Below are 26,179 nucleotides of genomic sequence, written 5' to 3'. Positions count from 1 at the left end.
TTCCATACCGTGCCGACGACATGGGTCCGCGTCAGGGTGAATCGCGTTTTCCCGTTCCGAGTGGCGTCAATGCATTCCAGCGTTGCAGCCGACCTCTACCACCGTGGGAAGAGAAGAAGGGCCGTCGATGACTCAGATGCAGGAGCACGAGACCGCGGACGAGACAGCCCGGGCGGTGGACGCGGCATCCCGTGGTTGCCCGGAGTACCGGGCAAACCCGCACCCCCTCTACCAGCACCTGCGGGAGAACGCGCCGGTCTGCCGCATCACCCCGCCCCACGGTGTGCACTCGTACCTGATCACCCGGTTCGAGGACGCGAAGGCCGCCCTTGCCGACCCGAGGATCAGCAAGGACATGTACGCGGCCATCGACGCCTACCGGTCCATCTTCGGCGACTCCTCCATCGCCCTGGACGACAACATGCTGTTCGCCGACCCGCCGAAGCACACGCGGCTGCGCCGGCTCGTCAACCGTGCCTTCGTGCCCCGCCGTATCGAGGCGCTGCGCCCCCGGATCCAGGAGCTCACCGACACGCTGCTCGACAACTGCTCCACCCTGCAGCCCGTCGATCTGCTGTCGGCCTTCGCCTTCCCGCTGCCCCTGCAGGTGATCTGCGAGCTCATCGGCGTCCCCGAGGAGGAGCGGCAGGAGGTCCAGCAGTGGTGCAGTGTCGTCGCGCGGACCGGCTTCAGCAAGAAGGACAAGGATCACCTGGCCGAGGCGGAGAACACTCTCCGGGAGTACTTCGAGGTCCTGATCGCCCGTAAGCGCAAGGCTCCCGAGGACGACTTGCTCAGCGTCCTCATCCAGACGCGGGACGAACAGGAGTCGCTGACGGACGGTGAGTTGTTGTCGACGCTGTGGGTGCTGCTGTTCGCGGGCCACAAGACGACCGCCTACCTCATCGGCAACGCCGTCTACACCCTGCTCACCCATCCCGAGCAGCTCAGGCAGGTGATCGACTCGCCCGACCTGCTCCCGAACGCGATCGAGGAGATCATCCGCTTCGAGGGATCGGTCGAGAACGCGACCTTCCGCCACGCCCTTGAGGACATCACCATCGCGGGGACGCTCATTCCCAAGGGTTCGCTGGTACAGATCGCGGTCACCTCGGCCAACCGGGACGCCGCCGCGTTCGAGAGCCCCGACACCTTCGACGTCGCCCGGCCGGGCGTACAGAGCAACCACCTGGGCTTCGGTACGGGGCCGCACTACTGCCTCGGCGCACCGCTGGCGAGGATGGAGATGCAGATCGCCCTGGCCTCGCTCTTCCGCCGCTTCCCGAAACTCTCCCTGGCTGTTCCGGCTGACGAGGCCAAGTGGCTCACCGTGCCCTTCCCCGCGTTCCGGGGCCTGACCGAACTGCCCGTCGTCCTGGACCCGTCCAGGGTTCTGGACGACTGGGCGTCCGGGATGGTCGACATCGCGTGACATCACGGGCGTAGCCCGCGACCGCGGCGCCGAGCGCCGCCGGTACGGCCGGCGCGACGCCGGGGTCACGGCGCATTCGGATGTCGCCCGTCCGGGCCACGCACGGGCGGCGATGTCGCGGAGCCGGAGCATCGCATCGCAGGGCCCCGATCCGGCCGTCGAGCCGTCGAGCCGCCGGGCCGCCGGGCCGCCGGGCCGCCGGGCCGCCGAGCCACCGAGCCACCGAGCCGCCGAGCCGCCGAGGCGGCGCGGCTCAGGCAGCCAGGGTTTGGCCGACCCTGGTGGCGGCGTGACGGTCCGCTCGCAACTGGTCCAGGAGCACGTCGGCGGCGGCGAGGGCGTGCTCCACCGACTGGGTGCCGGTCATGGCGCAGAGCGTGTGAGAGGTGTCTTCCAGCTCCCGGCTGGACTGACCGGTGGGGTGGAGGTCATGGCGGAACCGGGCATCGGCGAAGCGGGCCAACACCGACCGCAGTTCCTTCTCCACGGGCAGCAGCACAATGACAACCTCTCTCGAGAGGCGGGCCGCCGTACGCACCGGGCCCGCGGTATCCACCGAGCAGCACGCACTCCTCGGTGACGCCACCGTTGCGGCGGAGCAGTACGTCCTCTGGCGAATCGTCTGCCCCCGCCTGATCACCGTATGCGCGCACGCGCCGAGGGTTCGCTCGGCAGAAGGAACGGCGCCCGCCGAGGAGGTGTGCCGGAGCCACTGAGGGCCTGTGACCTACGTCGGCTGCTCGGAGGAGACCGCCGACCGACCGCTGTCGGCGGCCCCGCGATCGCGGTCACGAACGGGTGGGTTTCCGGTCGAGGTGTACCAGTCCTCGATGAAGTCGAAGATCGCGGTGCGGGCGGGCGGCCCGGCTGGGCCAGGAGTTGGTGTCGACCTCGTGTGACGGCGGCTGAGGCCGCCTGTAACCGTTCAGGTGGAAAGGCACCTCAGGCAGCTGAGGAGTCAAGCGGCTCCGATTCCGGGCGTCCCACAGAACTTTCTCTACTGCCCACCGTCAACAACGACGGGTGCAGAGCCGTCGTCGGGGAAGAAGGCGTCAGCGATCTGGACGAGCTCGGCGTCGCTCAGCTGAGGCGGTCTCCAGCCGCGGCCATGTGCGTGGTCGACGAATCGGGCATCCAGCGGAACGTGCTAGCGCTCGACGTAGTGCGCCAGGTCCGTGTACCAGAACCACTCGCCGTCAGTGAGGAGATGCAGGCCGTCGATCAGCTCGTTCCCGGAACTGACGACGTCGTGGACTCGTGAGGTGGTCGCGGCCAACAGCGAGCCGGCACGCAGGTAGCGAACGAGGTCCGCTTCATACGCCTCGCCCTCTCTTCGCACGCAATCCCTCAGTGAGGGCCCGTCGGTGCGGCCGTGCTCAAGCTCCTGGAACTCCCCGAGGAAGCGGCCTGCATACACACTTTCGCTGCTCACGGCAGCACCCTATGCGTGATCTCGGGCTGGAGCAGACCCTCCGCAGACGAGCTCTGGTGACGGTCAGTCACGTCCTGCAGCCGCCACCGTGCCCTGCGCCCAGTCCGCGAAGGAGGTCCAGGCAATCTCCGGGTGGGACTCGTGGAGTCCGGCGATGTCGGCGCTATAGCCGGGGCCGTTCAGAAACGTCCACATCGCATGCATGTCCGGATTGTCGATCGCCGCCAGAGGCACTTGTTCGTACTGGACATCTCGCCCCAGCGCCGCGCCGAGCGCGGCCGCCATCTGCAGAGGAGTAGGTGCATCGCCGGCCAGCTCGATCCGCCGTCCGACACAGCGGGTCGGGTCGAGCAGCCGCCCAGCGCGGCCTCGACGGCGGTCTGCGGGCCCGGGACGCTCCACTTCGCCACCATCGACGCCGCCCGCTCCTGCGGCCTGGAAGCCCGCACCGGCAGCATCACACCCGGCAAGGACGCCGACATCATTCTGCTGCGCACCGACGACCTGACCGTCTTCCCCGTCACCGACCCGGCCGGCTCGATCGTCACCGCCGGCCACCCCGGCATTGTCGACACCGTCCTCGTCGTCAAGCAGAACGGCGCACTGGTCAACGGCGACCTGGCGCCGCTGAAGCAACGCCTGCTCGATTCCCGCGACCGGATCGCCGCAGCCGCCGGCATCCCGCTCGACGGCACCTGGGACCCGAAGCCGTAACCAGCACAGAAGACGATCAGGACATGTGCTTGGCGATCAAGAAGTTCCGAAGGAAATGGCCAGTTTGTCCGGCTTGACGGTGATGGCTGTCTGAGGGCGGGGAGGGCGGGAGACGAGGCGGAGCCGGGGCCAGGTCTGCAGGATGGTCGCCAGGATGATCTGCATTTCGGTCCAGGCGAAGTTCTCTCCGATGCACTTGCGGCGGCCGTCTCCGAAGGCGAAGAGGGAATCGCGGGTTGTGGGTACGCGATCGGGGGGCCAGCGGTCGGGGTCGAAGGTGGCCGGTTCGGGGAAGTGGGTGGGATCGTTCTGGTGGAGGTAGGGGCTCCACACGATGTCGGCGCCCTGGGGGATGTGGTGTCCGCCGAGGTCGATGTCCCGGGTGGCGATTCGGGTCACCATCCAGGCCGGCCCGTATTTGCGGACGGCTTCCTGTAGGACCTGCCGGGCGTAGGGGAGCCGGTCGAGGTCTTCTTGGCGCAAGGGCCGGCCGGTGCAGACGGCAGCGAGTTCGGCGCGCAGACGCTGTTCGATCTCGGGGTGTTGGGTGAGCTCGTACAAGGTCCAGGCGAGGGTGGTGGCCGTGGTCTCAATCGCCGCGTTCATCAGGGTGATGGCTTCATCCTGGAGCTGCCGGCGAGTGAACTGATCCCCGGCTGTCAACAGGGCTTCGAACAACCCGGCCTGTTCGTTTTCGGCGGCGGGCTTGTGGGGGCATCCTGCAGCTTCGGCCGGATCGTGGGCGGTGACGGGGGGTGTGCCCGCCGACCGGCCGGAGTGGTGGTCGATGGCCTGGTCGATGAGGACGCGCAGGCGGGCGACCCGGTGGGTCTGGGCGCGGTTCGCGGGCAGCGGGAGCCGGGTCAGCCAGGGGGGCAGGAGGGTCTGCCGGATCGCCCCCTTCATGATCACGGGCATGAGGACGGTGAACTCCCTTTGCAGGTTCGCGGGTAGATCCATGCCGAAGAGAGCGACGAGGAAGGCGGCGAGGGTGACGTCGTTCATGTCCGCGAACACGTCGCGGAGTTGGTCCTCCCCCCATGCACCGACCATGGACCTGACTTGGTCGATCATGGCGTTGCCGCGGGTGGCGATATGGGCCTTGTTGAACATGGGCTGCATCAGGCGGCGGTTGCGCAGGTGGGTGTCGCCGTCGGCGACAGTGGCCAGACCGTCGCCGAAGACACCCCTCAGGACGTCGAAGATCTTTCCGCCCTTGGCGAAGTGTGCTGCCTCGGTGACCAGTACGGTGCGGGTGAGCGCAGGATCGGTGACCACGTATGCGGGGGTCGGGCCCAGACGTATGCGGACGACGCTGCCGTGGTCGCGAAGCGAGGCGATGAACGGCAGCGGGGTCCGTACCAGATGATGGGCGTGCCCGATCAGCGGGAGCCCGCCAGGCGCGGTCGGGACAGGGGCAGGTGTGGCGGGTGAGGCGGTCACGGCCTTGACGCTCCTCATGTCAGGGTTGATCCGGCCGAGTTATCTGCCCAACATCACCCGGCAGGATGCCGCCTTGTGACCTTTACGTCACTGCACGGCTCGCGGGCCTCGGTCCAGTCGCCCGGCTCCGTCGGATGACCGGAGTCGGCGAGTTCGGCAGACTGTTCTTCGACCGGCTTGAGTCACTGGATCGTCTGGCCAGGTCGGCGATAGCGCCGATGCCGGCCGCCCGCAATCTGGCGCTGAGTTTCTCGACACCGGCATCCGACTGGAGTTCCAGCCGCCCGAGATCAGGCAGAAGGCCCTTGCGCTGGTCCAGGCTTGGCTGAGTCCCGAGGGCTTCCGCCTGGCGCACGAGGTGCTGATCAACGGCTTCCTCGGTGAGGTGGTGGGCCTGCAGACCATCCTGAACGAGTTCAGCTACAACGTCGCGCTCTACGGCGACCCCGGCCCCACCGCCCCTTGACGCCGGCAGCTGTTCGGCCACCACTGCGCCGTCAACTGGAGGCGGCCGCGCCCCGAGGGGTCGCACGTCGGCCGGGCGGCCTTCACGGCGGCGCCAACCAGCGGTGGACCTACACCGCAGGCAAGCAGCTCGTGGTCTACGGCAGCAAATACCTGGACGCCTCCGGCCAAGGGACCGCCGACGGCACGGCGGCGGTGATTTGGGACTGCAACGGACAGGCCAACCAGCAGTGGAACGGCAATGCCAACGGCACGACACAGGGGTGCAGTCAGGGTTGTGCCTCGACGCCAACGGCGAAGCCACCGCCAACGGCACCAGGTTCCAGCTGTGGAGCTGTACGGGCGGGGCGAACCACCAGTGGCGTCTGCAGAACTGATGCCCACGTCGGGCCGGGCACCCAGGCGGCCGGACACCACCCCGCGCCCACCGGCTGGTGCGACGGCGAAGACTGAGGGCGTCTCTCGCCTGCGCCTGCGCCTGCGCCTGCGCCGGCACGGACGCGGTCCCCCCCCCGGCCGTGACGGCGTCTCTGCCGAAGACGGCGAACCGTTGCGAAGGAGGAGAGCAATGAAGCTCGAGGTCCTCAGGGGGGCGGTCAACAGCGCTGTGCTGGCCGCCGCGGCCGTTGCAATGACCGACGAGTTCGAGCCCCGGCATGGCTTTCCCCCGGGCACCAACGAGGTCCGGCTGGCCGACCACGACGACCAGGCCGCGGCTCGCAGGCTTGCCCAAGTGCGCCTCGTCCCTGCTGACCTAGCCACCTTCCAACCAGCATCGGCGACGTCACCTGGGCGGACGTCGGCAACGGCTACTTCATCGACCCCGTGGATGATGTGCTTCTGCGACTCAAGGAGTACGGCGCCGTTGATCTCCCTCTCCGACGGCGTCGAGCGCGACTTCCGCATCGTCGAAGGCATCGACTGACCGAGGTCCAGTCGGATCTTTACTGAAGTTCATTGCGGGACAAGCCTTAGTTGGGGGGTGACTCGTCGGCGAGCTGGTTGCTGCGGTCGATCTCCGGCATGTGTGTCTCGGCCCAGACCCGCAGTGCGGAGAGCGGTCTTTCGAGGGACAGGCCGAGCTCGGTGAGCCGGTAGTGGACGGCGGGCGGCACGGTGGGTTCCACGCGGCGCGCGACCAGGCCATCGCGGACCAGGCTCTGCAGGGTGACGGACAGCATCTTCTGTGAGATGCCCGGGATACGGCGCCGCAGTTCCGCGAAACGGAGCTCACCCGGAGCCTCCTCGGCCAGCACCTTGACCGCCATCGACGTCCACTTGGTGCCGATACGGTCGAGCAACTGGCGGGTCGGGCAGCGCGGATCCAGCAGGTCCCCGTGCTCACCGGCCCGCTGGTCACGTCCGCCAGGCCTCGACGTGGTCACCTGGGGCTCACCACCTGAAGGGAAAGTGCCGTCTTGGGCGGTCCAGGATAGTTCCCTAGCGTGACCTGGTCACCATCACTCACCAAGCCCCCGGAGTCCCTCCATGCCCGAGCTGCGACGCGTCCTCGCCAACGGTATCGAACTTAACGTCGCCCTCTCCGGATCAGGCCCGGCCGTCCTGCTGCTGCACGGCTTCCCGCACACCTGGGAGCTGTGGACGGACGTCATGACCGATCTGTCCGGCCGCTACCGCGTCATCGCGCCGGACCTGCGCGGGTTCGGCGCGAGCAGCCGGGCCGCCTCCGGGTACGACGCGGGCACCCTGGCCGAGGACGCCGCGGCGCTTCTCACCACGCTCGGCGTGTCCTCGGCCGCGGTGGTGGGCATAGACGCGGGCACCCCGCCGGCCTTCCTCCTCGCCCTGCGCCGCCCCGGTCTCGTCCGGCGCTTGGTCGTCATGGAGTCCCTGCTGGGCAGGCTGCCCGGCGCCGAGGACTTCCTCGCCGACGGGCCGCCGTGGTGGTTCGGCTTCCATTCCGCCGCGGCCGCCCTTGCCGAGACCGTGCTGGAGGGCCACGAGGCCGCCTACGTCGACTGGTTTCTGAGCGCCGGCACGATGGGCGACGGAGTGCGCCCCGCCCTCCGGGACGCCTTCGTTCGCGCATACACCGGACGCCAGGCGTTGAGCTGCGCATTCTCGTACTACCGGGCCCTGCCCGAGAGCGCGGTACAGATCGAGCAGGCGGTCGCCACTGCCCGCCTGACGGTACCGACGATGGCGCTGGGCGCCCGGCCCGTCGGTCCTGCGCTGGAACGCCAACTCCGCCCGGTCACCGACGATCTCACCGGACACGTCATCGAAAACTGTGGCCACATCATCCCGCTGCACCGGCCACGCGCCCTGCTCACGCTGCTGCATCCGTTCCTGGCCGGTGAGGACGCGAAAGCAGCGTGACCGGGGCGGGGCTGACATTCGATACACGCCCTAAGTGAGCTGTACTGAGATTTGTGGAGTCCCTGATGCCAGAGCGTCTTCACTCCGCGCTCGACTACGCGCCACCTGCCGAGTACGAACGCGACTTCCGGCGGAACCAGGAGCAGACCCCGCAGTCCGCCTGAAACAAGATCACCGGACTCTACGAAACTCGGGGCAGCTCACCTCGGCATCCATCCGGTCACGTTGTCGAAGTGCTTGCGCCAGGACGACATCGACAACGGCCGGCGCCCTGGCAGGGTCTCGGAGGAGTCCGCAGAGCTGCGTGCAGCGCGGCGACGAATCCGCGAGCTGGAAACCGAGCTCGAGATCGTCCGCAAAACCGCCAAGTTCCTCGGCGAGGACAAGCCGGCCCCAAAAGGCTCTACCCGGTGATCGACCGTCTCCTCGATGCCGGGGCACCGGTCGACCGATGCTGCCGGATCCTCGGGGTCGCCCGGCAGAACTACTACAAACACAAGCGCACCCCGACCACACCGCGGCAGCTGCGACGGGAGTGGCTGACCGGGCTTATCCGGGAGGTCCACGTCGCCACACGCGGCACCTACGGCTACCGCCGCGTCCACGCCGAGCTCACCCTGGGCATGGGCATCCAGGTGTGATCGAGGACCGTGTCGGTGCTGATGACACAGGCCGGGATCTACGGACTGCCCGGACCGGTGCGGATCAAGCGCCTGCGAGGTGTCGTCACCTCCGATGACCTGGTCAACCGGAAGTTCCAAGCAGTCTGCTCCCCGCGCCCGCGGGAATGTTCCCAGAGCCTGCGCCTGCTGCTCCTGCTCGGTCGCCTGCTCCTCGCGCCCGCGAGGATGTTTCCTTCGTCTTGCACGACGGCGTTTCGGTTGCGGGTCTGCTCCCGGTGCCGGGGGGATGTTCGCGGGCCCTGGCGCAGGTTCCCCAGCGCCAGCGTCTGCTCCCCGCACATGCCGGGGTGGTCCCAGCCCGGCCGGGCAGGCCGGTTGCGAAAATGCGCAGGTTGCCTGGTGTCATTAGCCAGGACTGTCGCGTGTTGCGTTTGTGGAGACCCCATAACCGGGGCTGCGGTCAGCATGGGTCCTCGGGGGCTGGGGATTTTCGCTCGCCCTGGGAGGAGCGGCTTGTAGGTGACTCGCGGTGCCAGTCCGAGAACGCCGAGGTGAGTGTGGGGCGTGAAGCGAGAGCGGAGCCCTCCCGGAGGATCTGACTGCCTGTCAGTAAAGTCAGCATTGAGTCAGCATCAGTCCGATCAAAGCCGACTACGGCTGGCGAATCCTGCACTTCGAGGTGCGAAGGATCGAGTGGTGTAAAGCGGTTTCGCTCGCGCTATCTGGGTGCACCGGGCGGGGTGTGTTTCACCTCGCCCGGCGATGTGTGGACAGGGGGCGAAGTCCCAGCTCAGCGCACTCTTCCCCGCGGTTTGAGCGGCACCGGCGGCAGTTCGGGGGCGGGTAGGGGGGCTCCGTCGTAACCCTTCACTTCCCCAAATCGCGACCCGCTCATCCAGTCCTCGCGGGCCTGCTCGATCTCCTGCTGTGTCCGGGCGACGAAGTTCCACCACATCACGAGCTCCTCCTCGAACGGCTCGCCGCCGAGGAGCATGATCGCCGCGTCCGACTCGGCGCGCAGCGGCAGTTCGGTGCGGCCGCAGCCGAGGTAGAGCATCGAGCCCGGGAGCACCGGTACGCCGTCGACACGCACCTCGCCGGACATCGCCAGCACGCCGTACTCGAAGTCGGGCTCCAGTGGCAGCCGTAGATCGGCCCCCCGCGTCAGCGCCAGGTCGGCTCCGACGATCGGGCTGAACGTCGTACCGGGCGAGGCGGCGCCGTCGAGGGTGCCGAGGATGACGGTCGCGGTGAGGCCGGGCGCGGTGACCTTCGGCAGGTCGGGATGGTGCTCGAACATCGGCTCGGCGTGCCGGTGGGCGTCCGGCAGCGCGACCCACAGCTGGGCGCCGTGCAGATACCGCGCGTGCGACTTGGGGCTCTCCTCGGAGTGGCTGATCGCCCGGCCCGAGGTCATCAGCCCCAGTTCCCTGGGCCGGATGGTCTGCAGGCTGCCGGTCGAGTCGCGGTGCAGCACCTCGCCCTGGTGCAGCCAGCTGACCGTCTGCAGCCCGATGTGGGGATGCGGCGGTACCTGCATCCCGGGCTCGTCGGCGATGTCGTCGGGGCCGTAGTGGTCGACGAACGTCCAGGCGCCGATCATGCGACGGCCGAGGTTCGGCAGCAGCCGGCGCACCTCGGTCGACTCGCCGAGTTGCACGTGGCGGGGGCTCAGCAGCTCGCGGACGGGTTCGGCGACGACGAATCCGCGGCCACCGCACACGCTCGGTACGGGCGCGCGGTCAAGGTTGCTCATGCCGCCCAACCTAGCGGCCGAAGGTCACGGTTGCCGAGCGGTCAGCCCGTCGTGCGGAACCCGTCCCTCACGTTGTCGAAGACCGGCCGGTAGGTCTCCCACGCGGCGTCCGGCGCGGAGAGGTAGATGTCGTACTCCCGGCCGCCTTCCCTGCCGTAGCCCAGGTCGATGGCGCGGAAGGCGCGGGCCCGGCCCTGGAAGGTGAACTCCCAGATCGCGGCGGGCTGTCCCCGGAAGTCGGTCCGCTGCATTCGCAGCCTGCGGTAGGTCGGGTAGTTGACCTTGGTGTTGGTCTCGATGTCGGCGAAGTGCGTGATCGGGTTCGCACCGGCCGGGTCCACCGTTCCGATGGTGACACCGGCCAGACCGGTCGGGTCCTTGTAGCTGACCTCGTCGGTGGCGCGGGTGCCGACGGTCCAGTCGTCGGGTACCGGGAAGGAGACGCCGAGGCTCTTGTCGGTGACGCGGTGGTATCCCCGGGGGAGCGGGGAGGACGCGGGCGTGCTCGTCGGCGTCTTCCTGGCGGGCGTGTGCAGGAGCGTCACGGCGGTGCCCGCGGCCGCCGCCAGGGCGACGGCACCGGCGACCAGGGCGAGGCGGCCGCGTCGGCCGCGCCGCCTGCGCCGGGCACCGGGGGCTGCCGGGGGAGCAGGAGCCCGCACCGGTTCGGTCGGCCGCACCAGCTCCGTCACGGCTCCCGACCAGGTGGCCAGCAGCGCCCGTTCCGTCCGCTCGGCCGAAGGCCGGTCCGCCGGGTCCTTGGAGAGCAGCAGTCGGACGAGCGGCTCCAGCGGGCCGGCCTGTTTCATCGGCTCGACGGGGTCGGTGACGATGGCGTACGCCGTCTCCATCGCGGTCTCGCGCCTGAACGGCGGCCGGCCCTCCACCGCCTGGTACAGCGTGGCCCCCAGCGACCACAGGTCCGAGGCCGGTCCGGGCGTCAGGCCGCGCAGCCGCTCCGGGGCCATATAGGGGATCGAGCCGACCATCTGCCCGGTCTGGGTGAGCGTCGACGACCCGGCGGTCAGCGCGATACCGAAGTCGGTGAGGACGACCCGGTCGTCCGGTCCGAGCAGCACATTGCCGGGCTTGACGTCCCGGTGCAGAACGCCGGCGGCGTGCGCGGCCCGCAGGGCGGCGACCATGCCGAGCCCGATCCGGGCGGCCTCCTCGGGCACAAGCGTCCGTCCGCCGTCGAGGAGGTCGGCGAGGGTGGTCGCGGGGACGTACTCCATGACGATGCAGGGGCGGCCGCCGTCCTCCACCACGTCGTGCACGACGACGACATTGGGGTGTACGACCCGTGCGGCGCTGCGGGCCTCCCGGCGGGTGCGTTCGTAGAGGGTGGCCAGCTCGTCGTAGGAGAGCTGCGGGCGGGCGTGGATCTGCTTCAGCGCGACCTGCCGGGCCAGCACCTCGTCGTCGGCCCGCCACACGGTGCCCATGCCGCCGCGACCGATCCGCTCGGTCAGCCGGTACCGCCCGGCGACCAGCCGCCCTTCCTCCGACACCGCCCCGTCCTCCGCCAGCTCTGTCCGCGTTCGATCGGTCCCGTCACGATAACCGCCCGTTCCTGATCACCTGTGGGGAGGTTCCGGAGGCCCGGGCAGTCGGCCTGCGAAGGCGCGGCCGCCCGGGCCTTTTTCTGCTGCGAATCAAGAGGGAAGACCGTTGTACGGCTACGATTCCCGGCTCCAGCCTCTCCCGTGTGTGCGGTGGTTCACTGTCGGGTACGTCAGCGCGCTGTCAGCTTCCAGAGGTGGTCGGCGGTGCCGTTGTCGTCCCACTGGAGGACCTGGGCGCCGGACGAGGTGCTCATGTTGTTCACCCCGAGCAGCAGCCCGCTGTTGTAGTTGGCGATCTTGTAGTAGCCGTCGCCGGACGGGATCAGCTGCCAGAGGTGGTCGGCGGTGCCGTTGTCCCCCCAGATCAGGGCCGTACCGCCGCCGGTGGTACCCATGTTCGTGATGCCGAGGAGCAGCCCGCTCGCCTGTTGCTGGATCTTGTAGAGGCCGTTGCCGGCGGCCACCAGGGTCCAGTTCTGGTCGGTGCCCGTGGTGGCCGTCGCCTGGACGACGGCGGTGCCCTGTGCGGTGCCAGCGCCGTTGGTGTCCAGGGCCAGGCCGCTGTTCCTGTTGGTGATCTGGTAGCGCCCGGCCAGCGAGGTGGCGGTGCCGCTCGGGGTGATGGTCAGGTGGTAGCCGTCGGAGGCGTTCATGGTCACGGGCACGGTGATCGAGCCGCCGCTGACCGTGTAGTCGGTGTCCGAGACGGTGATCGGCCCGGAGACCGCGGTCGTGCGGCCCTTGGAGGGCGTGTACTCCAGCTTGACGTGCACGGTGCTGCCGAAGGCGGAGAGCGACGACAGTCCGTTGACGGTGACGGCACACGAACCGGTGCAGCCGCCGGTGACCACGCTGATCTGGTTGCCCGCGCCGTTACGGGAGGCGAAGCCGTCGATACCCGTCTGCGCCGGGGGTGTGGTGACCAGCATGTTCCCGGACATGTCGCCGTACCACCTGTACAGCCAGTACGCCCCGTTCGGTGAGCCGCCGGTGTCGGTGAGGGTGTCGCCGAGGGTGCCGTAGTGATTCCAGAAGGCGAGTTCGGCGTCGTGCACACCGGCCCGCTCGAACTTGGCGACATAGCTCGCGAGCGGTCCGGGGACGCCGACCTCGCTCGTGGTGCCGTACTCCTCGATGGCGATCGGGCGGGGGCTGATACCGAGGCTGGTCTCCAGGGCTCGGTAGGCGGCGACATGGGCGGCGATGTTCTGCGAGCCCTGCAGCTCGTGCCAGGCGATGATGTCGGGGACGGTGCCGCTGGCCTTGGCATCGGTGAGGAACGTGCTCATCCAGCTCTGGTTCCACGCCGAGTAACTCGGGCCCTGGATCGCGGTGCTGGCATCCTTCGCACGGACCTCCTTGTACGTCGTCGCCCACCCGGAGTCGAAGCTGCCGGCCGCCGAGGTGTCCCAGGTCCAGTCCGGCTCGTTCCACAGCTCGTAGGCGGCGATGTTGGTGGCGCCGGAGGACTTCACCGAGGCGACCTGCTTGTCCACGGCGGCCAGCCAGTCGCTCCAACTCACCCACTTGTAGGGGAAGTTGGGATACCAGTCCGGCATGCGTACGACGACCTTGGCGCCGGCCCTGGCCGCCTCGGGGGCGACGACGAGGGCGTCACCGCCCGGGCTGGGCTCGCCGTTGGGCAGCTGGCTGCCGCCGGGCGCCATCTGCACGAAGGTGTTGGGCTTGAGCGGCTCGACCAGACCGTCGGCCGGGACGCTCGCGGTGTCCAGGCCGTACAGGCTGCCCGAGGCCACGTGCGTGACCGGGCGCAGGGTCTGGTTCGCGCTCACCACCAGGGTGGTGGAGGAGGTGGGCGCCGCCTCGGCGGGGGCCGCGGTGCCGGGGCGGCAGCGAGTGCCAGGGCGCCGAGGGCGAGTCTGAGGGTGATGCGGCTCATGACATGGATCTCCTCAGGGAATCGGGGGAGTCGGAGGGTTCAGTCCTTCACCGCGCCCGCGGTCACGCCCGCGGCCACATAGCGCTGGGCGAGGACCAGGAGGACGGCCGCGGGGATCGACGCGACCACGGCGGTGGCCATGATCGCGTTCCACTCCTGGTTGTTGTTGCCGATGTACTTGTAGATGCCGAGGGTGATGGGCTTCCAACTGCCGCCGCCGTCGAGGGTGTTGGCGAAGACGAAGTCGGACCAGGCCCACAGGAAGCCGAACAGTGAGACGGTGACGACCGCGTTGCGGCTCAGGGGGAGAACGACCGACCGGAAGGTGCGCCAGGTGCCGGCGCCGTCGATCCGGGCTGCCGAGATCAGCTCGCCGGGGATGCCCGACATGAACGCGGTGAAGATCATGACGCCGAACGGCACGGCGATGGTGGAGTCCGCGACGATCAGGCCCCACCAGGAGTCGAGCAGGCCGAGGTCCAGGAAGATGCCGTAGAAGCCCATCGCCATGACGATCCCGGGGACCATCTGCGCGATGAGGAGGGCCAGGCCCAGGGCACCGGCGCCGCGCGGACGCAGCTTCGCCAGCGCGTACCCGGCCGGGGCGGCGAGGACGAGGGTGAGGGCGACCGTGCCGAGGCCGATGAGCAGGCTGGTGCCGAGGTAGGGCAACTGGTCGTCCAGGACGGCCCGGTAGCCCTCGAAGGTGGGGTGCAGCGGGAACAGGTCCGGCGGGCTCTTGCGCATGTCCTGCTGCGGGGTGAGGGACACGTTGAGCATCCAGTACACCGGGAACAGCATCAGCGCGGTGAGGAGAAGGCCGATGACGGTGTACCGACGGTCTCCTGTACGGGACTTCACGCCTCCTGCCTCCTCTGGACGCGGATGTACAGCAGGCCGAAGGCCAGGGCGATGAGGATCAGGATGTCGCCGACGGCCGCACCGGGACCGAACTTGGGCAGCAGCGTCCCGAAGCCGAACTGGTACGACCAGGTGGCCAGGGTGGAGGAAGTGTCGCCAGGACCGCCCTTGGTCATGATCCAGATCAGGTCGAACACCTTGAGCGTGTACACGAGCCCGAGGAGCAGCGTGATGGCCGACACCGGGCGCAGCAGCGGGAAGGTGATCCGGCGGAACTGCTGCCAGGCGCCCGCGCCGTCCAGAGCCGCCGCCTCGTACAGCTCGCCGGGGATGTTCTGCAGTCCGCTGTGCAGGATGACCAGGTTGAAAGGGATGCCGATCCAGATGTTGGCGACGATCACCGAGGTCAGCGCCCAGTCCGGCGAGGTCAGCCAGCCCACGGGGGCCACGCCGAAGAAGTGCAGGAAGTAGTTCACCACTCCCGATTCGCTGTTGAACATCCACGACCAGGTCGAAGCGGACACGATCAGCGGCAGCAAGCCAGGGAATCAGGAACAGCGCCCGCAGCACGGTCGACAGCCTGAAGTGCCGGTTGAAGAAGACCGCGAGGGCGAGCCCGATCACGTACTGGAAGACGATCGACACGAGGGTGAAGACCATCGTGTGCCGCATCGCCGGCCCGAACGTCGGATCGTCCAGCACCGTCCGGAAGTTGTCCCAGCCGGAGAAGGGCGCGTCGCCCGCCACGAAGGACCGGACGGTGTAGTCGCGCAGACTCAGATCGAGGTTGCGATAGAGCGGATAGGCGTAGAAGGCGGCGAGGTAGGCGAGCAGCGGTGTCACGAAGGCGAGTGCGGTCATTCGCCGCCTGCGGCGCAGGGACCGGGCACCGGCTTCGCTCGCCTCCGCGGCGGCGGCCGGTGCGCGCCGCCGATGGTCGACCCGGGCGACGGTCATACCGGGCCTAGCCCTTCTGTGCGCTGGACTGGGCCGTGTTCAGCGCCTCCTGCGGGCTCTTGCTCCCCGAGAGCGCCGCCTGGACGGCCGTCCACAGGGGCTGGGAGATCGTCGGGTACTTGGTGCCGAGACCGCCGCTGGTACGGCCCCGGGCCGCCGCGACCGCCGCCACCCAGGGCTTCAACTCCGGCTTCTTCTTGACCTGTTCGGCCTGTACGGCGGAGGTGGGTGCCACGTACATGAGCGTGGTGTCGGTGGCCAGCAGGCTGGAGTCGCTGGTCAGGCAGGTGACGATCTTCTTGCTGACGTCGTAGCGTGAGGAGTCCTGCTGCACGGGCACGGTCACGAACTCGCCCCCGGTCGGCACCGGCGCCGAACCGCCGTCCTGTGCGGGGATGTTGATGACCCCGTACGGGAAACCGGCCTTGTCGGCGTTGCCGAGCTGCCAGGTGCCGTTCTCGCTGAACGCGTAGTCTCCAGTGGCGAACTCCTGCCAGCTGGTGGTCTGGGTGTTCTGCAGTACGTCCTTCGGCGCGTATCCCGCGTCCACCCACTGCCGCCACAGTGCCAGGGCGGCAACTCCCTTGGCGGAGTCGAGTTTCGTGAGGTCGCCGCCCGCGCCCCAGAACCACGGCAGGAACTGGAAGCTGCCCTCCTCCGTGTTGATCGCCGAGAAGGTGATCCCCTTCTTCCCGGCCGCCTTCACCTTCTTCAGCGCGGCCGTGAGCGACCCCCAGTCCTTGACCGAGGCCGGGTCGACACCGGCGGCGGAGAGGATCTTCTTGTTGTAGTAGAGCGCGAGGGTGTTGGCGCCGATGGGGACGCCGTAGGAGGCGTTGTCGATCGCGCCGGCCCCGATGATGTTCTTCTGGATCGACGAGGTGTCAAGGCCGAGGTCACCGGTCTTGTTGAGGATCCCCGCCTCCACCAGCGTGGAGACGACCGGGTTGTCGACCAGCATCACGTCCGGCGCGTTGCCCTGCTGCGCGGCCAGCAGCGCCTTGTTGCCCAGGTCGGTGGTGTCGTACGTGGTCCGCTTGAGCTTCACCCCGGCCGCGGTGCCGCACGCGGTGACCCGCTTGCCCCAGTCCGAGGAGGCGTCGAACTGCGGATACGGGTCCCAGAAGGTGTACGTGCCGCCGGCCGGGGACGACGATCCCGAGGAGCCGGAACCGCCACCGCAGGCGGTGAGGGAGGCTAGGGTGCCGAGGACGACGGCGGTGACCATGAGGGTACGGCGGGTGGGTATCACGGGGTGACCTCGTTGTCGTAGGACTGGGTGTCTCAGGTGGTGGGGAGCCAGACGCGCATGCTGCCGTCCTCGCGGTTGGCCCACACGTGGTACGGGATCGCGGTCAACTCGACCGGTTCGCGGTCGGGTTCGGGACCGGTTTCGTCCGTGGTGGCGTACGGCCACCAGCCCTGGTCGGGGATGCGCCGCCGGTGTCCGGCGGCCACCACGGTGGTGACGCCGCCGAGCAGGTCCGGGCGGTGCTTGACGGCCGGCGGACGGGACGGGTCGAGGACGATGTCGTCCAGACCGCCGCCCGGATGGTCGGCCTGCTCCAGGCAGTACACGAGCGGCCCCCGCTCGATCGCCACACAGCCGCGTACGGCGTCCACCCGTGGGTCGGCCGCGGTGAGCCGGGGTTCGAGGCCGAGTTCGAGGAGTACCCGGTCGCCCGGCTCCCAGGTGCGCGTCAGCCGCAACCAGCCTTCGTCCACCGGGGCGTCGGACCGCTCGTATGTCTCGGTGCCGCACCGCACCCGGAAGTCCCGGCACCACTGCGGGATGCGCAGCGACAGCGTCCAGGGGGCGTCGGCCGGGGTCTCCTCGACGGTGAACCCGATCGTGCCGTGCCAGGGATAGTCCGTCTCGGCGCGTACCCGGACCCGGTCGGCCTCGTAGGTCCCGGTCACGAACTGGTGTATCTGCAGGCCCTGTCCGTCGCTGGACGCCAGATAGTGCTCCAGGCCGGCCAGCAGCCGCATCACATTGGGCGGGCAGCAGGCGCAGCGGAACCAGCGGGTGCGGCGGGCCGACTGGTCGCCGCCGGTGTCGGTGTGGCCGTCGCGGACCTGGAGCGGGTTGACGTACAGCCACCGCTCGCCGTCCAGTGAGACCCCGGCGAGGAAGCCGTTGAAGAGGGTGCGCTCGATCAGGTCGGAGTAGCGGGCCTCACCGGTGAGGAGAGCCAGCCGCCAGCTCCACTGCACCGAGGCGATCGCTGCGCAGGTCTCGCAGTAGGCCCGCTCGTTGGGCAGTTCGTAGGGATCGCCGAAGTCCTCTGCGTCGTGGTGGGCGCCGAGCCCGCCGGTGAGATGCGTCTTGGTGGTCGTCATGGCGTACCACAACCGCTCTCCGGCCGACCGCAGTTCGGCGTCCCCGGTCTCCGCCGCCAGGTCCGCCGCGGCCGCCAGCAGATACAACTGCCGTACGGCATGGCCCTCGACGTTCGTCGCCTCGCGCAGCGGGACCCGGTCCTGGCAGTAGGCCTCGAAGCCGAGCAGGCCATGGCCGTGCCGGTCCACGAAGTAGGCGGCCAGGTCCAGATAGCGGCGCTCACCGGTCTCCCGGTACAGCTCCACCAGGGCGGTCTCGACCTCCGGGTGGCCGTCGATGCCGTCGATGGGCCTGCCGCTGCCGGGAAGGCCGAAGACCGAGTCGATGTGGTCGGCGAAACCACGTGCCACCTCCAGGAGTTCGGGGCGCCCGGTGGAGCGGTGGTGGGCCACGGCCGCCTGGATGAGATGGCCCGCGCAGTACAACTCGTGCCCCCAGCGCAGGTCCTGGTAGCGTTCGCCGCCCTTGACCAGCTGGAACCAGGTGTTGAGATAGCCGTCGGGCTGCTGCGCGGCGGCCACCAGGGCGACTATCCGCTCCACGTCGGCGGCCAGTGACGAGTCGTCCCCCTGGGCGAGTTGCCAGGACGCCGCCTCCAGCCACTTGTAGACGTCCGTGTCGACGAACGGGTACGCGCCCTGGAACTCACCCTCGGCCGTGCCGGCCGCCAGCCGCAGGTTGTGCAGGTTTCCGGCGGACTCCAGCAGGTCCGGGCCCTGGGGGAGGGAGATCCGGGCGTTGGTGGTGCGGCGGTCGTGCCAGAAGCCGCCCTCGATGGCGACGGCTGCCGGGCGCAGCGTGCTGCGGGCGTCGGGGGTCAGACGGATCGGGCCGGTCGGGGCGGGCCGACCGGGGCGGGTGCGGGGCATGGCTCTCCGGGGGTGGGGAGGGGCTGAGTGCCTGGGCGCCGACGTTTTCGAAATGCCGAACGCCGTCCGGAACTTGGGGTGCGCTGCGGCGCGGAACCACTCTGCGCAATCGTTTTCTCGCCGAGAAGTACAGGGCAGTCAAGGGGAGGGGTCAAGACGTCCGGCACGGCTTTTTCAACTTGCCCGGCAGGTCTGGTCCTTCGTGCCGGTGACTGCGACGATGTGGGGCGGCTATGTCGTCGCAAGGCCCGCAGCACCGCCGACTCATCGTCCAGGAAAAGGTTTGCCCGTGACCTCTGCTCCAGACTCTCCGCCTGCCGGCCGGGCCAGGCTCGCCGATGTCGCCGCGCTCGCCGGCGTCAGTGTGGGCACGGCGTCCAAGGCGTTGAACGGCGCCGGCCGGATGCGCCCGGAGACCCGGCAACGGGTGCTGGACGCGGTGGAGGCGCTCGGGTTCCGGCCCAACCAGCATGCGCAGAGTCTGCACAGCGGCCGCAGCTGGACGGTCGGCCTGATGACGACGGACGGCATCGGCCGATTCAGCACCCCGGTGCTGCTCGGTGCCGAGGACGCGCTCGGCGCCGGGAAGATCTCCGTGATGCTCTGCGACACCCGCGGCGACGCCATTCGCGAACAGCATCATCTGCGCAACCTCACCGACCGAAGGGTCGACGGCATCATCGTCACCGGCCGCCGTACCGACCCCCGTCCGCCCCTGTCCGGCATCGATCCGGCGATCCCGGTCGTGTACGCCCTCTCGCCGTCCACCGACCCCGCCGACACCTCCGTCGTCACCGACGACCGGGGCGGCGCCCGGCTCGCCGTGGAACACCTGCTGGCCACCGGTCGTACCCGGATCGCCCATGTCACCGGGCCCGAGCACCACCAGGCCGCCCGGGACCGCGCCGAGCACGCCGTCCGGCACCTGGCCGGGGTGTCCCTCCAACTCGCCACCGGGCGGGTGCACTTCGGGGAGTGGAGCGAGGCCTGGGGGCGGCGGGCCGCCGACGCGGTGCTGCGGACGGCACCCGACACGGACGCCGTCTTCTGCGGCAACGACCAGATCGCCCGAGGGGTGGCGGACGCGCTGCGCGAGCGCGGCAAGGACGTGCCGGGGGACATTGCCGTCGTCGGTTACGACAATTGGGACACGATGGCCCTCGCCTGCCGTCCGCCGCTCACCACCGTCGACATGAACCTGACCGAGATCGGGCGGATCGCCGCGCTGCGACTGCTCCAGGCCATCGACGCCGAACCGGCACCCGGGGTGCACACGGTGCCGTGCCGCCTGGTGGTGCGCGAGTCGAGCTGAGCCGGATGGCGGGGGCGGGTGGCGGCAGCAAAACGTGGGCACGTGCGGAATCTTCACCTCCGTCGCACAGGATCCGACTGTACTTGCTTAAGTAAATCAAGTGACTTACATTCGGGAGCGTCGTGCAGACTCGAGTGGCCCTACGGAGGCTCGACCATGTCCCATGCACAGCCCCGGCCGATAGAGGCAGGGGAGCCCGCCGCGCCGCGGACCAACGTAGTCGTCGCGGTGCTGGCCTTCGGCGGGATCGTGGTCTCGCTGATGCAGACCCTCGTGATCCCCATCGTGCCGCAGCTGCCGAAGCTGCTCGACGCCTCGGCGTCCAATGCGGCCTGGGCCGTCACCGCCACTCTGCTCGCGGCCGCCGTCGCCACGCCCGTCATGGGGCGGCTCGGCGACATGTACGGCAAGCGGCTGATGCTGCTGACCAGCCTGGTCATGCTGGTCGTCGGCTCCGTCACGGCCGCGCTGAGCGACTCCCTCGTGCCGATGATCGTCGGCCGGGCGCTGCAAGGCCTGGCCTCGGGTGTGATCCCGCTCGGCATCAGCATCATGCGCGACGAACTCCCCGCCGAACGGCTCGGCTCCGCCACCGCCCTGATGAGCGCCTCCCTCGGCGTCGGCGGTGCGCTCGGTCTGCCCGCCGCCGCGCTGATCGCCGACCACTTCGACTGGCATGTGCTGTTCTGGACCTCGGCCGCGCTCGGCGTCGTCGCCGCTGTGCTGGTCATGCTGCTCGTGCCGGAGTCCAGGGTGCGCACCGGCGGACGCTTCGACCTGCCCGGCGCCCTCGGCATGGCGGCCGGCCTGGTCTGTCTGCTGCTCGGCATCTCCAAGGGCGCCGACTGGGGCTGGGGCAGCGGCACCACGCTCGGTCTGTTCGGGGCCGCCGTGGTGGTCCTGCTCGCCTGGGGCTTCTACGAACTGCGCACCCGGGAACCGCTGGTCGACCTGCGCACCACCGCCCGCCGCCAGGTCCTGGTGACGAACCTCGCCTCGATCGCCTTCGGGTTCTCCATGTTCGCGATGTCCCTGGTGCTTCCGCAGCTCCTGCAGTTGCCTGAGGCGACCGGCTACGGTCTTGGCAAGTCACTGCTCGACGCGGGGCTGGTGATGGCCCCGACCGGCCTGGTGATGATGGCGACGGCGCCCGTCTCGGCCCTCATCTCCAGGAACTTCGGCCCGAAGATCACGCTGATGTGCGGCGCGGTGATCGTGGCCGCCGGGTACGGGCTCAACATCGTGCTGATGGACGCCGTCTGGCAGCTCGTCCTGGTCTCCTGCATCGTCGGCGCCGGTATCGGCTTCGCCTACGGTGCGATGCCCGCGCTCATCATGGGCGCCGTCGACCCGCACGAGACGGCCGCAGCGAACAGCCTCAACACCCTGATGCGGTCCATCGGTACGTCCACCGCGAGTGCGGTCGCCGGGGTGATCCTGGCCCAGATGACGAACGTCTTCGGCGGTGTCACCGTGCCCTCGGAGAACGGCTTCAAGGTGGTCATGGCGGTCGGCTCCGGCGCGGCCGTCCTCGCGCTGCTGGTGGCCGCGTTCATCCCGCGCCGGAAGCCGGCCGCGGCGGTGGCCGGGGTGCCGGAGGCCCTGACCGAGGCGGCACCCGAAGCACCGGTGGGTGCCAAAGGAACCCCGATGACCGTCTCCCTCGCCGACGACGGCGTCCAGGTGCACGGACGGGTGCGCGGCGCCGACGGAACCGGCGTCGGCTGGGCGGCCGTCACCCTGATCTCCCTGGGCGGCCGCCAGCTCGGCCGCGCGGTCGCGGACGCCGAGGGCCGCTACGCCGTTGCGGCGCCCGGCGAGGGAACGTACGTCCTCATAGCCTCCGCCGACGGCTGCCAGCCACAGGCCACCACCCTGGTCGTGGGCACCGAACCGGTCGCGTACGACGTGCTGCTCAGCGGCACCAGCGGCCTGGCCGGACTGGTGCGGGCCGCCGACAGCGGGGCGCCGGTCGCCGGAGCCGTGGTGGTCGTCACCGATGTGCGCGGGGACGTGCTCACCACCCAGCAGACCGACGGGCTCGGTGAGTTCGCGGTCGGCGACCTGGTGCCGGGCACCGTGACCCTCGCCGTCAGCTCGCCCAAGCGCCGGCCGCTCGCCCTGCCCGTCGAGATCGCCGGGACCGGGGTCACCCGTATCGAGGTCGAGCTGCGGCCGGGCGCCCATGTGCGCGGCACGGTACGGGGCGCCGGGGGACCGCTGGGCGACGCCCGGGTCACGCTGGTGGACGCCGCCGGCAATGTCGTCGCCACGACCACCACCGGGGACGACGGCGCGTACGCCTTCTCCGACCTGGACACCGGCTCGTACACGGTCATCGCGACCGGCTACCCGCCGCACGCCGCCGGGGTGCTGGTCTCCGGTGCCGACGTCCACGACCACGACATCGAACTCTCCCATCGCAGCACGTAGTTCACCCGGCCCCGGCCGAACCGAAGCCCTGGCCGAACCGAGGCCCCGGCCGGACCGGGCTGCCACGGCGTGCCGTCGCGTCAGAACGGATACGGCGCCTGGGCCGACCGGGCCGTGATCCAGCGGGTCTCCGTGAAGGCCTCGATGTTGGCGGCGCCGCCGAAACGGGCGCCGGTGCCGGAGCCGGCGACGCCGCCGAAGGGGGGCCTCGGCCTCGTCGTTCACGGTCTGGTCGTTGATGTGGACCAGGCCGGTGGGGATGCGCTCGGCGAGGTCCAGGCCGCGCATCACGTCGGCCGTGAGAATGCCCAGGGACAGCCCGTAGGGGGTGGCGGTGGCCAGGGCGACCGCCTCGTCGAGGTCGGTGAAGGTGCGCACCGGGGCCACCGGACCGAAGACCTCCTCCGCGTAGGCCGGGGAGACGTCGGTGACGCCGGTGAGGACGGTGGGCCGGTAGAAGAGGTCCCGGTAGGTGCCCCCGGCCGCCAGCCGGGCGCCGCCGTCGACGCTGGCGGTGACCAGGGTGTGGATCTTGTCCCGCTGGCCCGCGTCGATGACCGGGCCGAGCGCGACCTCCTCCTTGTCCGGGTTGCCGACCGGCAGTTGTGCGGCCTTTTGCGCGAGCCGCTCGACGTACTCGTCCGCAATCGAGGCGTGCACCAGATGGCGGCCGGTGGTCATGCAGACCTGACCCTGGTGGAAGAAGGAGCCCCAGGCGGCGGTCGAGGCGGCACGCTCCAGATCCGCGTCCGGCAGTACGCACTACTCGCCGTTCAAGGCGTCCCTGTGCACGGTGCTCTTCACCGTGGGCTCCGCGGTCTGCGGTGTCGTCAGCGGCCGGGTCGTGCACCGCGTCGGGCGCCCGCTGGTGATCGCCGGCACCGCCCTCACCGCGCTGGGCCTCGCGGCCACCGCCCTGGTGGTGGGCGCCTCGGGACCCGGCGACAACATGTTCCTGCTGATGGCCCTGCCGCTGCTGGTGGCCGGCTGCGGTGCCGGCTGCGTCATCGCGTCCAACCAGACCCTCGCCCTTCAGCTGGTCCCACGCCGCGAGGGCAGTACGGCGGCCGGCGTCTACCAGACCGGCATGAAGATCGGCACCTCCCTGGGCACCGCCCTGGCGAGCTCCCTCTACTTCAGCCGGCTCCTCGCCGGCCACCACGACTTCCCGGCCGCGGCCCGCAGCGGCCTGCTCGGCGCGGCAGCCCTGGCCGCCGTCGCCTTCCTGGTGGCCCTGTTCGGTCTGACCGTCCGCGGTCGCGGGGCCGCCACACCGACCGTGGGCGTGCTGGAGGAGCCCGAACCGGCCAGGTGAGGCCGGCGCCGTGGCAGAGCAGGCACGGCGGGCGACCGATCACGGACTGAGAGATCACCGGGTGCCGTCACCGTCCGCAGGTGACGGCACCCGGTCCGTCACACCGGCAGCAGCCGTGCGATCAGCCCGCTGAGCTGGCGGGCCGTACGGCACTCGTACATCTCCACCAGTTCCGCGTAGTCGGGTGCCGCCGAGTCGCCGGTGCCCCACAGGGAGCGCGCCTCGGGGTTCAACCAGTAGACCCGGCGTGCCTGTCCGGCGATCCGGCGGACGGCGGGGAGGTTGGGGTCGAGGTTGTTGGTGCGGGCGTCGCCGAGCACGAACACCGTGCTGCGCGGGCCCACCGCCGCGCCGTAACGCTCCGCGAACTCGCCGAGCGCGACCCCGTAGTCGCTGCTGCCGTGCCAGCCGGTGAGCGTCGCCTCGGCGCGGATCCGGGCGCCGAGCCCCTCCGGGTCGGCCCGGCCGTGTTCGAGCAGGCCGGTCACCTCGTCGATCCGGTTGACGAAGGCGAACACCCGGACCTTGCTGAACTGGTCGTGCAACGCCTGTACCAGCAGCATCGTGAAGTCCGAGAACCCCGACACCGAGCCCGACACATCGCACAGCAGCACCAGTTCGGGCCGGACCGGCCGACGCCGGCGCAGCACCGGCCGCATCGGCACCCCACCCGTGGACAGCGAACCGCGCAGCGTGCGGCGCAGGTCGATGGTGCCCCGCGCGGCGCGGCGGCGGCGCGCGGCCAGCCGGGTGGCCAGCTTGCGGGCCAGCGGCTGAACGGCCCTGCGCAGTTCGGCGAGTTGGTCCCGGCCGGCGAACAGGAAGTCCACCCGGTCGGCGCTCGGCGCCACCGCCCGCCGGGCGATCTCGTCCCGTCCGCGCCGCTCGGCCACCCGGCGCCGGGCCTCCGCCGCGACCATGCCCCGGAACGCCTCGATCCGCCGCCGGATCTCGTCGTCCAGCAGCCGGTCCGTGAACCCCGGGTCCGTGCCCCGCGCCCGGAGGTCCGCCCGCACCCGCGCCAGTAGCGTCTGCGGCCGCAGCCGGTCCAGTGTCTGGTACGACGACCAGCCGTCCGAGCCCGGCGAACTCCCGTATCCGCCCATGCCGTCCACCGCCTGCGCCGCCAACTGCCGCAGCAGCGCGGTGTCGTCGTCGGCCAGCGCGGCCGCGAGCCGCTCCCGCAGCTCGTCCCGGTCGGCGGACTCGGCGCCGGGCCCGCCCACCCCGCGCGGGAAGTAGAGGTCGAAGACCTGGTCGAACACGGCCCGTTGGCCCGTGCCGTGCAGCAGGGTCGCGGCCAGTCCCTCGCGCAGCAACTCCCGGTCCGCCAGGCCCAGCGCCGCCACCGCCCGTCCCGCGTCCACGGTCTCTCCGGTACCGACCCGCACCCCATGCGCCCTGAGCGCCCCCACCAGACCGGTGAGCCGGTCGGCGAGGTCGGCCGGGGCGGGTGCCGCTGTGCTCACAGCGCGTCCAGGTCCAGCTTGGCGGCCGCCTTCTGGATGTCGTCCTGGTGCTTGAGGATCACGCCCAGGGAATCCCGTACGACCTGCTCGTCCAACGTGTCGGCGCCCAGCGCCAGCAGGGTGCGCGCCCAGTCGATCGTCTCGGCCACCGACGGCACCTTGCGCAGATCCATCGCCCGCAGCGCACCGACCACCCGGACGACGGACTCGGTGAGCGCCTCGGTGAGCCCCGGCACCTTCAGCCGTACGATCCTGCGCTCCAGCTCCTCGTCCGGGAACCCGATGTGCAGGAACAGACAGCGGCGGCGCAGCGCCTCGGACAGCTCACGGCTCGCGTTGGAGGTGAGCACGACGAAGGGGCGGCGGGTCGCGGTGACCGTGCCCAGCTCGGGGACGGTCACCTGGAAGTCGCTGAGCACCTCCAGGAGCAGGCCCTCCACCTCGACGTCGGCCTTGTCGGTCTCGTCGATCAGCAGCACCTTCGGGTCGTCGCCCCGGATCGCGGTGAGCAGCGGGCGGGGGAGCAGGAACTCCTCGCTGAAGATGTCGGTGCGGGCCTCGTCCCAGGTCTCGTCCCGGCCGGCGCTGATGCGCAGCAGCTGCTTGGCGTGGTTCCACTCGTACAGCGCCCGGGACTCGTCCACGCCCTCGTAGCACTGCAGCCGCACCAGCCGGGCGCCGGCGACCTCGGCCACGGCCTTCGCCAGCTCGGTCTTGCCGACGCCGGCGGGGCCCTCGACGAGGAGCGGTTTGCCCAGCCGGTCGGCCAGGAAGACGGTGGTGGCGACGGCGGGGGAGGCGAGATAGCCGGTCTCTGCGAGGCGGACGGAGACGTCGTCGACGGAAGTGAACAACGGGGGCCTCCGGCTGATCGGGTCATGGAACACATACGTCAAGCAGGTGCGGGCTCCTATCTAAGCGCTTGTTCACCTCGCCTGCCACCCTGTAT

At 70.0% G+C, this 26,179-nt stretch carries 21 protein-coding genes and 4 pseudogenes; 10 read left to right on the top strand and 15 right to left on the bottom strand.

All coding sequences use genetic code 11. From position 1 onward, the window contains the following. Positions 1–127: 127 nt before the first annotated feature. Entirely contained in the window at positions 128–1,432 is a 1,305-nt protein-coding gene (locus ACZ7OO_RS06300) for a cytochrome P450 family protein (RefSeq protein ID WP_471502013.1), read from the top strand. Between the two features lie 253 nt (positions 1,433–1,685). Here ACZ7OO_RS06300 and ACZ7OO_RS06295 read toward each other — a convergent pair whose 3' ends face one another. From ACZ7OO_RS06295 to ACZ7OO_RS06285, 3 genes are all read right to left on the bottom strand, one after another. Then, the gene (locus ACZ7OO_RS06295) at positions 1,686–1,931 is read right to left on the bottom strand and encodes a DUF5133 domain-containing protein (protein WP_471502011.1); all 246 of its coding nucleotides are present in this window, start codon (positions 1,929–1,931) and stop codon (positions 1,686–1,688) included. 648 nt (positions 1,932–2,579) lie between these two features. Continuing rightward, a complete protein-coding gene (locus tag ACZ7OO_RS06290; RefSeq protein ID WP_471502009.1) occupies positions 2,580–2,864 on the bottom strand; it encodes a hypothetical protein in 285 nt (94 codons plus the stop codon). Positions 2,865–2,927: 63 nt separating this feature from the next. Then, complete coding sequence (locus tag ACZ7OO_RS06285; RefSeq protein ID WP_471502007.1) at positions 2,928–3,068, bottom strand: hypothetical protein; 141 nt, start codon at positions 3,066–3,068, stop codon at positions 2,928–2,930. A gap of 30 nt (positions 3,069–3,098) precedes the next feature. On the opposite strand from ACZ7OO_RS06285, the gene ACZ7OO_RS06280 reads away from it, so the two are divergent. Continuing rightward, on the top strand, positions 3,099–3,578 hold the full coding sequence (locus tag ACZ7OO_RS06280; RefSeq protein WP_471502005.1) for an amidohydrolase family protein: 480 nt from the start codon (positions 3,099–3,101) through the stop codon (positions 3,576–3,578). A 36-nt stretch (positions 3,579–3,614) separates the two neighbouring features. On the opposite strand, the gene ACZ7OO_RS06275 is transcribed toward ACZ7OO_RS06280, so the two are convergent. After that, a complete protein-coding gene (locus ACZ7OO_RS06275; protein ID WP_471502003.1) occupies positions 3,615–5,021 on the bottom strand; it encodes a cytochrome P450 in 1,407 nt (468 codons plus the stop codon). Positions 5,022–5,283: 262 nt separating this feature from the next. Here ACZ7OO_RS06275 and ACZ7OO_RS06270 point away from each other — a divergent pair, with 262 nt between their 5' ends. The 3 genes and pseudogenes from ACZ7OO_RS06270 to ACZ7OO_RS06260 all read left to right on the top strand — a co-directional run bounded on the left by ACZ7OO_RS06270 (position 5,284) and on the right by ACZ7OO_RS06260 (position 6,411). Continuing rightward, positions 5,284–5,487, top strand: a complete 204-nt coding sequence (locus tag ACZ7OO_RS06270; protein ID WP_471502350.1) for a DUF3500 domain-containing protein — start codon at positions 5,284–5,286, stop codon at positions 5,485–5,487. An 86-nt stretch (positions 5,488–5,573) separates the two neighbouring features. After that, a pseudogene (locus tag ACZ7OO_RS06265) lies at positions 5,574–5,863 on the top strand (RICIN domain-containing protein); the annotation flags it as partial. Between the two features lie 191 nt (positions 5,864–6,054). Next, positions 6,055–6,411, top strand: coding sequence for a hypothetical protein (locus ACZ7OO_RS06260; RefSeq protein WP_471502001.1), 357 nt, complete (start codon positions 6,055–6,057; stop codon positions 6,409–6,411). 46 nt (positions 6,412–6,457) lie between these two features. Here the strand turns inward: ACZ7OO_RS06260 and ACZ7OO_RS06255 are convergent, their stop codons facing one another. Beyond that, a complete protein-coding gene (locus tag ACZ7OO_RS06255; protein WP_471501999.1) occupies positions 6,458–6,871 on the bottom strand; it encodes a winged helix-turn-helix transcriptional regulator in 414 nt (137 codons plus the stop codon). Positions 6,872–6,974: 103 nt separating this feature from the next. Between ACZ7OO_RS06255 and ACZ7OO_RS06250 the strand changes: the two genes are divergently transcribed. Continuing rightward, positions 6,975–7,826 carry an alpha/beta fold hydrolase gene (locus ACZ7OO_RS06250; RefSeq protein WP_471501997.1) on the top strand — a complete coding sequence of 284 codons (852 nt, stop codon included), beginning with the start codon at positions 6,975–6,977 and terminating at the stop codon, positions 7,824–7,826. Positions 7,827–7,931: 105 nt separating this feature from the next. Then, positions 7,932–8,584: pseudogene (locus ACZ7OO_RS06245) on the top strand (IS3 family transposase); the annotation flags it as partial. Positions 8,585–9,239: 655 nt separating this feature from the next. Here ACZ7OO_RS06245 and ACZ7OO_RS06240 read toward each other — a convergent pair. The 7 genes and pseudogenes from ACZ7OO_RS06240 to ACZ7OO_RS06210 all read right to left on the bottom strand — a co-directional run bounded on the left by ACZ7OO_RS06240 (position 9,240) and on the right by ACZ7OO_RS06210 (position 18,701). Continuing rightward, positions 9,240–10,205, bottom strand: coding sequence for a pirin family protein (locus ACZ7OO_RS06240; RefSeq protein WP_471501995.1), 966 nt, complete (start codon positions 10,203–10,205; stop codon positions 9,240–9,242). A 41-nt stretch (positions 10,206–10,246) separates the two neighbouring features. Further along, positions 10,247–11,716, bottom strand: coding sequence for a serine/threonine-protein kinase (locus ACZ7OO_RS06235; protein ID WP_471501993.1), 1,470 nt, complete (start codon positions 11,714–11,716; stop codon positions 10,247–10,249). A gap of 224 nt (positions 11,717–11,940) precedes the next feature. Continuing rightward, the gene (locus ACZ7OO_RS06230) at positions 11,941–13,563 is read right to left on the bottom strand and encodes an RICIN domain-containing protein (protein WP_471501991.1); all 1,623 of its coding nucleotides are present in this window, start codon (positions 13,561–13,563) and stop codon (positions 11,941–11,943) included. 146 nt (positions 13,564–13,709) lie between these two features. Then, a complete protein-coding gene (locus tag ACZ7OO_RS06225) occupies positions 13,710–14,531 on the bottom strand; it encodes a carbohydrate ABC transporter permease (protein WP_471501989.1) in 822 nt (273 codons plus the stop codon). Further along, positions 14,528–15,488: pseudogene (locus ACZ7OO_RS06220) on the bottom strand (carbohydrate ABC transporter permease). The gene ACZ7OO_RS06225 and the pseudogene ACZ7OO_RS06220 overlap by 4 nt, the downstream one beginning before the upstream one ends. Before the next feature lie 7 nt (positions 15,489–15,495). Beyond that, positions 15,496–16,740, bottom strand: coding sequence for a sugar ABC transporter substrate-binding protein (locus ACZ7OO_RS06215; RefSeq protein WP_471501987.1), 1,245 nt, complete (start codon positions 16,738–16,740; stop codon positions 15,496–15,498). A gap of 32 nt (positions 16,741–16,772) precedes the next feature. Continuing rightward, positions 16,773–18,701 (bottom strand): glycoside hydrolase family 127 protein, encoded by a 1,929-nt coding sequence (locus ACZ7OO_RS06210; RefSeq protein ID WP_471501985.1) that lies wholly within the window; start codon positions 18,699–18,701, stop codon positions 16,773–16,775. A gap of 289 nt (positions 18,702–18,990) precedes the next feature. Between ACZ7OO_RS06210 and ACZ7OO_RS06205 the strand changes: the two genes are divergently transcribed. Both ACZ7OO_RS06205 and ACZ7OO_RS06200 read left to right on the top strand, forming a co-directional pair. Then, a complete protein-coding gene (locus tag ACZ7OO_RS06205) occupies positions 18,991–20,013 on the top strand; it encodes a LacI family DNA-binding transcriptional regulator (RefSeq protein WP_471501983.1) in 1,023 nt (340 codons plus the stop codon). 156 nt (positions 20,014–20,169) lie between these two features. Then, complete coding sequence (locus ACZ7OO_RS06200; RefSeq protein ID WP_471501981.1) at positions 20,170–22,446, top strand: MFS transporter; 2,277 nt, start codon at positions 20,170–20,172, stop codon at positions 22,444–22,446. A gap of 80 nt (positions 22,447–22,526) precedes the next feature. Here the strand turns inward: ACZ7OO_RS06200 and ACZ7OO_RS06195 are convergent. Further along, positions 22,527–23,205 (bottom strand): annotated as a pseudogene (locus ACZ7OO_RS06195) (aldehyde dehydrogenase family protein); the annotation flags it as partial. 34 nt (positions 23,206–23,239) lie between these two features. On the opposite strand from ACZ7OO_RS06195, the gene ACZ7OO_RS06190 reads away from it, so the two are divergent. After that, a complete protein-coding gene (locus tag ACZ7OO_RS06190) occupies positions 23,240–23,761 on the top strand; it encodes an MFS transporter (RefSeq protein WP_471501979.1) in 522 nt (173 codons plus the stop codon). A gap of 98 nt (positions 23,762–23,859) precedes the next feature. Here ACZ7OO_RS06190 and ACZ7OO_RS06185 read toward each other — a convergent pair whose 3' ends face one another. Together ACZ7OO_RS06185 and ACZ7OO_RS06180 are read right to left on the bottom strand one after the other, a co-directional pair. Further along, positions 23,860–25,230 carry a VWA domain-containing protein gene (locus ACZ7OO_RS06185; protein WP_471501977.1) on the bottom strand — a complete coding sequence of 457 codons (1,371 nt, stop codon included), beginning with the start codon at positions 25,228–25,230 and terminating at the stop codon, positions 23,860–23,862. Beyond that, a complete protein-coding gene (locus ACZ7OO_RS06180) occupies positions 25,227–26,084 on the bottom strand; it encodes an AAA family ATPase (RefSeq protein ID WP_471501975.1) in 858 nt (285 codons plus the stop codon). Before ACZ7OO_RS06180 ends, ACZ7OO_RS06185 begins: the two co-directional genes overlap by 4 nt. Between the last annotated feature and the right edge of the window lie 95 nt (positions 26,085–26,179).

It is taken from the genome of Streptomyces sp. NPDC111744, assembly GCF_055634995.1.
This window is presented reverse-complemented; position numbering and strand designations above follow the sequence as displayed.